General features: G+C 40.5%; 8 protein-coding genes. 7 read left to right on the forward strand and 1 reads right to left on the reverse strand.

Annotated features, from left to right (window positions below):
- The first annotated feature begins 256 nt into the window (after positions 1-256).
- The 5 genes from FC07_RS08935 (at position 257) to FC07_RS08955 (ending at position 5354) form a co-directional block, all read left to right on the forward strand.
- Complete coding sequence (locus tag FC07_RS08935; protein WP_057904759.1) at positions 257-1618, forward strand: MFS transporter; 1362 nt, start codon at positions 257-259, stop codon at positions 1616-1618.
- Positions 1619-1825: 207 nt separating this feature from the next.
- Positions 1826-2287, forward strand: a complete 462-nt coding sequence (locus FC07_RS08940) for a MarR family winged helix-turn-helix transcriptional regulator (protein WP_155797757.1) — start codon at positions 1826-1828, stop codon at positions 2285-2287.
- Between the two features lie 20 nt (positions 2288-2307).
- Positions 2308-3144, forward strand: a complete 837-nt coding sequence (locus FC07_RS08945) for an aldo/keto reductase (protein ID WP_057904760.1) — start codon at positions 2308-2310, stop codon at positions 3142-3144.
- A 405-nt stretch (positions 3145-3549) separates the two neighbouring features.
- Positions 3550-3921 (forward strand): MFS transporter, encoded by a 372-nt coding sequence (locus tag FC07_RS08950; protein WP_057904761.1) that lies wholly within the window; start codon positions 3550-3552, stop codon positions 3919-3921.
- Positions 3922-3992: 71 nt separating this feature from the next.
- Positions 3993-5354: an MFS transporter gene (locus tag FC07_RS08955; protein WP_057904762.1), complete on the forward strand. Its 1362-nt coding sequence runs from the start codon at positions 3993-3995 to the stop codon at positions 5352-5354.
- A gap of 58 nt (positions 5355-5412) precedes the next feature.
- Here the strand turns inward: FC07_RS08955 and FC07_RS08960 are convergent, their stop codons facing one another.
- Positions 5413-5745, reverse strand: coding sequence for a winged helix-turn-helix transcriptional regulator (locus FC07_RS08960; protein WP_057904763.1), 333 nt, complete (start codon positions 5743-5745; stop codon positions 5413-5415).
- A gap of 233 nt (positions 5746-5978) precedes the next feature.
- Here FC07_RS08960 and budC point away from each other — a divergent pair, with 233 nt between their 5' ends.
- Both budC and FC07_RS08970 read left to right on the forward strand, forming a co-directional pair.
- Positions 5979-6752: a meso-2,3-butanediol dehydrogenase gene (gene budC, locus FC07_RS08965; protein ID WP_057904764.1), complete on the forward strand. Its 774-nt coding sequence runs from the start codon at positions 5979-5981 to the stop codon at positions 6750-6752.
- Between the two features lie 26 nt (positions 6753-6778).
- Positions 6779-7918 (forward strand): NADH-dependent flavin oxidoreductase, encoded by a 1140-nt coding sequence (locus tag FC07_RS08970; RefSeq protein ID WP_057904765.1) that lies wholly within the window; start codon positions 6779-6781, stop codon positions 7916-7918.
- Positions 7919-8438 lie beyond the last annotated feature (520 nt).

An 8438-nucleotide genomic window follows, 5' to 3' on the forward strand; every position in this document is an offset into this window, starting at 1 on the left:
TTACGTAAAACTGATAATTTGGCCAATCAATTTGATGCATATGCATAATTCAGGTTTAATTTTTTAAATATGATTTGAACGAAGAAATAGCCCAACTAACCTTAACTGTTGGGCTATTTTTTTACATCGGTCCGGCTTTGCTTTGGTTTGATTTATTACAATTAATTTGGTAATTACTATTCTATCGGTGCTTATAAAGCGACTATGACACAAATGTTAAAGTTAATTAACACGTATTCAAAATGGGGAGGTTCATATGTCAAAGCAGATTAAAGTTGCATTTTTAATGGCAGCTAGTTTATTTATGGAGATCATGGATGGTACCATTGTAACGACTGCGTTACCTACTATGTCTAAAGCACTACAAATCTCAACAACAAGTAGCGCTCTGATGATTAGTGCTTATCTGATTACCGTTGCGATTTGTATCCCCTTAAGTGGCTGGATCAGTCAGCGCTTTGGAAAAAAAAGGATTTGGTTACTAGCGGTTGCCGGTTTTACACTTAGTTCTTTAGGCGATGCTTTAGCAGTAAACTTTAGCATGTTACTTGTAATGCGAATTTTGCAAGGTACTTTTGGTTCGCTTATGACACCAACTGCACGGATCATTGTGTTAGAGAAAACTAAACCGGAGCAATTGCTAGTGATGACTAGTTATTTAGTTTGGCCAGCGCTATTAGCCCCAGCAATAGCACCTGTTGCTGGTGGGGCTATTTTAGCAGTTTTGAATTGGCGCTGGATTTTTTTGATTAATCTCCCGATTGGTGTTGTGATTTGGTTTATTGGACGTCAACTCATTGAAGCTGATCATGTAAATGAAGCATTGCCTTTTGATGCGGTAGGCTTTATAGCAATTGCGATAATGTCTATTAGTATTTTGGGAGGTTTTGAAGCAGGCACCCACGGTTTAGCTTGGGCTTGGTTAGCAGGTTTATTAATTGTTTTTGGTGTTTTGGTTGCCTTTTTCGGCTATTGGCATCTAAAAAAATCGACTGCACCATTATTTACTTTGGACACAATGCACATTCCGTCTTTTCGAACATCACAAATAAGTGGCTTTTTTCTATGGTTATCCGTAGGCGCTATGCCCTATTTACTAACGATTTTTCTGCAGAATATTTTTCATTGGTCGGCATTAAAAGCTGGTGGCTATGTATTATTTATTTTTGTCGGTAATGTAAGTATTAAACCGGCCACGACACCATTGATTCGGAATTTTGGTTATAAGTTCAATTTGTTGATTTCTTTTATACTTATCTTTGCAAGTGCGGCGGGTTTAGCTTTTGTTACAGTGCAAACACCAACTTGGATGATCATGGGTTTAGCAATTATATCAGGTGCGATGCGTTCATTAAGCCTTAGCTCGTATAATGCCTTATGTTTTGCAGACGTTCCATTTGAACAGCGTAATGATGCGAACACTTTAAACTCAGTCATGCAGAACTTGGCGCAAGGATTAGGAATATCGCTAGTCAGTATTGTAATCGCGATGTTTAGTACAGTGATGGCGATGGCTCAAGCATATCGCGTATGTTTTGTTTTTTTAGGTTTGTTAGTTGTATATCCAATCATAGAAACTTTAATACTACCAAAAAATATTGGTGCGGCTGCACGCTAAAATATAAAATAGGTTCTTTTAAATGGGAATACTTTATTATGAGCTTACGATTGTTGTGTGTTAGGAACGATTTTGAGTGGCACTTTAGTTGAACGTTAATGGCCGGCTGATTGCTTGACAAAATACCAAAATGAACGTATTCTGATTATAGTTTCTTGGGAAACTAGTTTTTGATTGTAATTACTAAAAATCAAAGGAGTAATCAGTGTGACAACAAAGCGTGAGATTCTAAACATTTATCACCATCTCCTGATGTTGGACGATAAGAATGACAAAGAAAAACGCTGGATCAATCAGCGGCAACCCATGGCTAAAGGGCTAGCGACTGTACATTTTCATATTTTGTCGTACTTACTTGCCAACCCTGAAACTGTTGCAAAGCAAATCTGCGATGACTTGTCACTATTACGTGGGACACTTTCGAAACAATTAACCCTTTTACAGAATAGAGGCCTTGTGACATATACAGTTGATGCACGTGATGCACGTTACAAACGTTATACATTAACTGCTAACGGTAAATCGATTGCGCGGACACATAACGAATTACTAGTCCTTAAAAACAATACTATTGAGCGCAAAATGTCTGATTTCAGTGAGGCCGATCTTCATGTTATTTATTTATTTTTGTCACGGCTGGCAGATATTGAAGAACAAGAAAAATTCTAATTAAGAAAGCGAGCATTGAAATGAAAACTACCCACATTTTAAGCGACGGGTTACAACTCCCATTGATTGGATTTGGGACATCGGGATTTCGTGGCGCTAAAGCTGTGCAGTCGATTAGTAGCGCTTTAAGCGCGGGGTATCGATTGATAGATACTGCATATAACTATGAAAATGAAGGTACTGTTGGCGCAGCAATCCGTCAGTCATCAGTGCCTCGTGACCAGATTTTGGTTTCATCGAAGTTACCAGGTCGCTACCATCGATACGATTTAGCAATCAATGCTATTCAGGAGTCGCTTTACCGAACGGGCCTTGAATACTTTGATTTATATTTAATTCATTGGCCTAATCCACAACGCAATGAATATGTTGAGGCTTGGCAGGCGCTAATCGACGCTAAAAAATTTGGCTTAGTTCGTGAAATCGGGGTTTCAAACTTTCTTCCAGAACATTTAGATCGGCTACAAGCAGATACCGGAGAATTTCCTGCGGTCAATCAAGTTGAGTTACACCCAACATTTAGTCAGGTTGATCAGCTTGACTATGATAAGCGTCATGGCATTTTGACAGAGGCGTGGAGCCCATTGGGTGGTCATGGACACAATCTACTCACTCTTGCGCCAGTTTTACAATTGGCGGAGAAATATCATAAATCGCCTGCACAGGTTATCTTACGATGGGAAGTTCAACTGGGAGTGCTCCCATTACCACTTTCACAAAATCCAACTAGACAAGCAGAAAATCTAGATGTTTTTGACTTTACATTGACGGCAAATGAAGTTGAGGCAATTGTCGCACTGGATTGCAGTGGTGGTCGTGTCACTGATCAAGATCCAAAGACACATGAAGAATTATAGTATCTAAAAACGTGAAGAAGCTAGAGATTTTCTCGTTTTTATGGTGAGAGAGAATTGTGAAGGCGTATCAGTTTCGATTGTTATCACGTTTGAAGTCGTTATAGCTCCGCGAGAAAAATTGTCTGGACATTCTCTGGTTTTTAATATGGTGAGCGCCTTTGGTGTGTTACAGGGTGTGTAGATGAGCACGCGCATCGGATGATGTGCGCTTTTCTTTTAGTGGTGTTACAACAATACTGTTGTATATAGTGTTACTTCATTTTGTAAGGCAGGAGGAAACGGTTAAATTTAGTAATCAGTTACGAATGTTACTGATTTAGGTTGTAGGGTTGACGCCAATTCTATTCGCATATCATGGCATGTCATTGTTTAGCAATCTGATGGGTGGCTATTTTGTAGTAAATCATGATTTACTACAAAATAATATGTTTTCTTGCAATCCAGGCAGTTACTTTAGTTACATTTCCGCTGTTCCTTCAGTATCAGATCCTTGGTGTGATTGGGGTAATGATACTGGGATTAACCATGTATTTGAATAACTCACCGATACAGCTTCATTTTATGGATATTGCCGAGCGTGAATATCCACAATCAATAGTGATTGCTTCCGCTTTTAATTCTATTTTTTCAAACATCGGAATTGCGTTAGAATCAGCGGCGGCTGGTTGGTCATTTGAGACCTTTGGATTAGTGAGTGTTGGCCCGACTGGTGCAATTTTTGCCATAGTTGCACTGATGGTTTCAATAAGTTTATCGAAGTCTCTTAATGCAATATGAATCGCCTGAATTTTGTCTGTGATCGTAAGCGTTAACGTCAATCAACGCAAAATACAGCCATGGAGGTTCATATGTCAAAGCAAATAAAGGTCGCACTATTGATGGCGGCTAGTTTATTTATGGAAATAATGGACGGAACGATCGTTACGACTGCTCTGCCGTCAATGGCGCGTGCAATGCGAGTACAGTCAACAACGGCTTCGTTACTTATCAGCAGTTATATGATTACAGTCGCAATTTGTATTCCACTTAGCGGGTGGATTAGTCAACATTTCGGTCAACGACGGATTTGGTTAGTTGCAGTTTTGGGTTTTACCTTGAGCTCTCTAGGCAATGCTCTAGCCGTTAACTTTATAATGTTATTGCTGATGCGCGTGCTTCAAGGTGTTTTTGGGTCACTCATGACACCAACGGCAAGAATTATTGTTCTCGAGAAAACAGAATCCTCACGATTGTTGCAGATGACGAGTTATCTAATTTGGCCAGCATTAGTTGCACCGGCAATCGCGCCGGTTGCCGGTGGTGCGATTCTAGCCATATTAGATTGGCGGTGGATTTTTTTAATCAACCTACCCATTGGCATTGTGATTTGGTTGATTGGAACACGTTTAATTGATCAGGATACTAATTTCAAGCGTAGTGTGTTTGATGTTAAAGGATTTCTTGCAATTGCAATTATGTCTGCAACAATTCTGGGTAGTTTAGAACTAGGAACATATGGAAAAAGATACACCTTTATTGCATTGTTTGGCATTGGTGTAGGTATTGTTGCTGCAATAATTGGCTATCGGCATTTGCGATACGGTAAGAACGTACTTTTCTCACTATCGGCATTCAGTATTCAATCATTTCGCGTCACTCAAACTAGTGGTGTTTTCCTGTGGTTATCAGTTGGTGCAATGCCTTATCTATTGACGACTTTCTTACAGAATATCTTCCGATGGTCAGCCCTCAAAGCTGGGACTTATGTTTTGTTTATCTTTTTAGGCAATATAAGCAGTAAACCGTTTACGACGCCAATGATTCGAGGACTCGGTTATCGTAAATCGTTGCTGATTGCTTATATTGCAGTTGCTTTTAGTGCATTTGGTTTAGTCTTTATCATGCCTTCAACACCGGCAGTAGCAATTTGGTTATTAGCGGCTATTTCTGGAGCTGCTAGATCATTAGGTTTAGGCGCGTATAATGGTTTGAGCTTTGCAGATATTCCGATGGATAAACGAAATGATGCCAATACTTTGAATTCGGTTATGCAAAATTTAGCCCAGGGTATGGGCGTTTCCTTTGTCAGTATCATTATTGCGATGTCGGCTAATTTTGTGGCAGTAGATATTGCATATCGTATTTGCTTTGGCTTCTTAGCGTTGCTGGTGCTGTACCCAATAATTCAGACCATACGTTTACCAGAGAGTATTGGCAAATCAACGTTGTAATCAATTCTAAAAAGGCTATCGCACTTTTAAGTAGTGTGATAGCCGTTCACTGTGTTTTTCATTTAATCAGTGGGTGATTCTCACCAAAGGTAGTAATCGCTGTGAGTATGGGGAGTAGCTCCTTTCCAAGGGTGTCAAGAGAGTATGCTGTACTTGGTGGTGTTGTTTTGAAGTCTTGTCGCGAGACAAGCCCATCACTAACAAGCTCTTTGAGATTCTGGCTAAGTGTGTGTGGTGTGATCCCTGCTATCGATCGCTGCAACTCGTTGAAATGTTGTGTGCCATCGCGAAGGTGATCTAAGATAATAATTTTCCATTTTCCGCCAATTAGTGCCATTGTATTGGCAGAAGCGCAGTGGCAGCGAATCATTTGTTCATATGTTTTCTGCATATTCAAGACTCCTTCAAAGGTCAATCATCAATCGTGATACTACTTCAAAAAGCATATGACCAGACTTAATGAGCTACAACAAGCATGCGGACCATTGGTTGCGTTACGACAGGTCAGGCATATTCTATGCGTTGCAGGCAGTATCAAAAAAGTCAGTACTTCTAAAGTGGTACCAATGCGTATACTATTATGTTTGTATAAAAATAGTCAAATTAAATGGGAGGTTATTTCAAATGACAAATGCGTATGATCTAAAAGATAAAGTCGTTTTGATGACTGGTGGTGGTAGCGGTATTGGGCGAGAAATTGTCAAGCAATTTTTAGCCAATGGCGCTAAGGTTGCTTTGGCAGGACGACGCATTAAAAAATTACAAGAAACGGTGTCAGGCTATCCAAAAACGTGCGTGCTCCCAATTGGAGCAGATATTTCTAAACCAGAAACCGCGCAACAATTAGTTTTAGAAACTGAGAATCATTTCGGAAGAATCGATATTGTCGTTAGCGATGCGGCTGCCTATACGAATGCTACTCTATCAGATACAACAGAGGAAGCTTGGCAGCGAGTTCGATCTACGAATATTGATGGCTTTTTCTATCTTGCTAAGGCGGCTTATCCGGCATTGAAGAAAACGCGAGGGAATTTTGTGGCGATTTCTTCTGTTTCTGGTGCTGGTGGCGACTGGGCACAGGCGGTCTATAATGCCAGTAAGCATGCCATCAATGGTTTTGTACGTTCTCTAGCGTTAGACTGGGGCGCTGATGGCGTTCGAATTAATGCGGTGGCGCCTGCACTAACCTTAACAGAGATGACTAAAGGGATTGGACAAAGTGATGAGCAACTATCACCATATGTTAATCGAATCCCGTTGGCACGTCCCGCGCATCCAGAAGATATTGCACCAGCAGTGTTATTTCTTGCATCGGATGATGCGAATTACATCACAGGATCTATTTTAACAGTTGATGGTGGCACAAGTGCCTCAACCGGGCAGCCACACTTGGATTAGTTTGATTCTAGGAGGATTTTAATAATATGACAGAATATAAGTTTTTAAAACCACTGACTTTTGAGCATAAAGGAATCACCTTGAAAAATAGAGTGATCATTCCCCCAATGACGGAACGTATGTCGTTTGAAGACGGTGTCGTTACTCGTGATGAAATTGACTATTATTCGCAGCGAGCAGGTGGTGCGGGAATGTTTATTACTGGTACCGCAGGCGTCAATGGAGAGGCCAAAGGTTTTGAAGGTCAATTAAGTATTGCAGATGACAAATTTATTCCAAGACTTTCAGAACTTGCTGCTGCAATGAAGCGTGGTGGAACTAAAGCAATCGTTCAGATTTTTAGTGCAGGTCGTATGACCAATTCGAAGATTCTTCGTGGGAAACAACCCGTTAGCGCTAGTGCGATTGCTGCACCGCGGCCAGGATATGAAACACCACGTCCTTTAAGTAATGAAGAAATTTTACAAACAATCAAAGATTTTGGCGAGGCAACACGGCGTGCGATTCAAGCTGGATTTGATGGTGTTGAAATTCACGGTGCGAATACCTATCTGATTCAACAGTTTTTTTCACCGCACTCCAATCGACGCGATGATGACTGGGGAGGAAGCTTAGTAAAGCGTATGAAGTTCCCGCTAGCAGTTGTGAATGAAGTTAACTCAATGATTGAGGAGTATGCTAAGACACCATTTATACTTGGGTATCGGATTTCACCAGAGGAGCTAGAAAATCCTGGTATTACTTTGGATGATACTTTAGCGCTTATTCAAGCGTTGAAGCAGACAAAAATTGATTACCTTCATGTATCGCAAGGAGATGTGTGGCAAACACCGCTACGCGATTCAAGTTCAAACAAAATTGTTAATGATGTGATAAAGGAAGCTATTGATGGTGCCTTTCCGATGATTGTTGTAGGTGGCATACAAACACCCGAGGAAGCGGAAGCAACAGCTAGCCGGTACGATATGGTTGCAATTGGTCATGAGTTGCTCTGGGAACCAAAATGGGTACAAAAGGTTGAAAACGGGGATGAAAAATCCATTCGTTATCAACTTTCTCAATCTGATCTCGCTGATCTTGGAATTACGCCTACGATGTTAGAAATGATTGGGCTGACAACTGGCGGAATTAACAATATTCCCTTTACAATGCCATATCATGGCTAAAATTGCTTATAATCAATGCCTATAGCGGATGGTGATATTGTGTCAGTGTGACTGTGGCAATCAAATAACCGTTGATGGACAGTCATTAAGAGTGGGACGCACACGAAGCTGTGGTTGTTTATGTTCTGAGACCGCTAAGCAGAATGCTCAAAGAAATCGAAGCTTTAAGCTAGAGCAGGGGAATATTAATGCGTTGATGGATGATAATGGTGTTTTTTTGAATTCGGTTAGAAAGTCAAAGCGTAATCATACAGGGATACTCGGTGTATCTTTTGATAAGCAAAGTGGACGCTACTTAGCCTGACTTCGTTATCACGGGCAATATGTATTAAATAAAAAAGCAACTACATTACAAGAAGCGGCCGAGTTACGTCATCAGGCTGAGCAGAAATACTTTCATCAAGATCATAAATAAGGGCAAAAGAGCGGTTATAAAATGTAGGAAATGGCGATTTTAAATTGTCGCCTGAATTATTCACCATAAGTTCTCCAAGTACAGTGTCACCCCGGTATCATGGGC

It is taken from the genome of Loigolactobacillus bifermentans DSM 20003 (assembly GCF_001434575.1).
GTDB lineage: Bacteria > Bacillota > Bacilli > Lactobacillales > Lactobacillaceae > Loigolactobacillus > Loigolactobacillus bifermentans.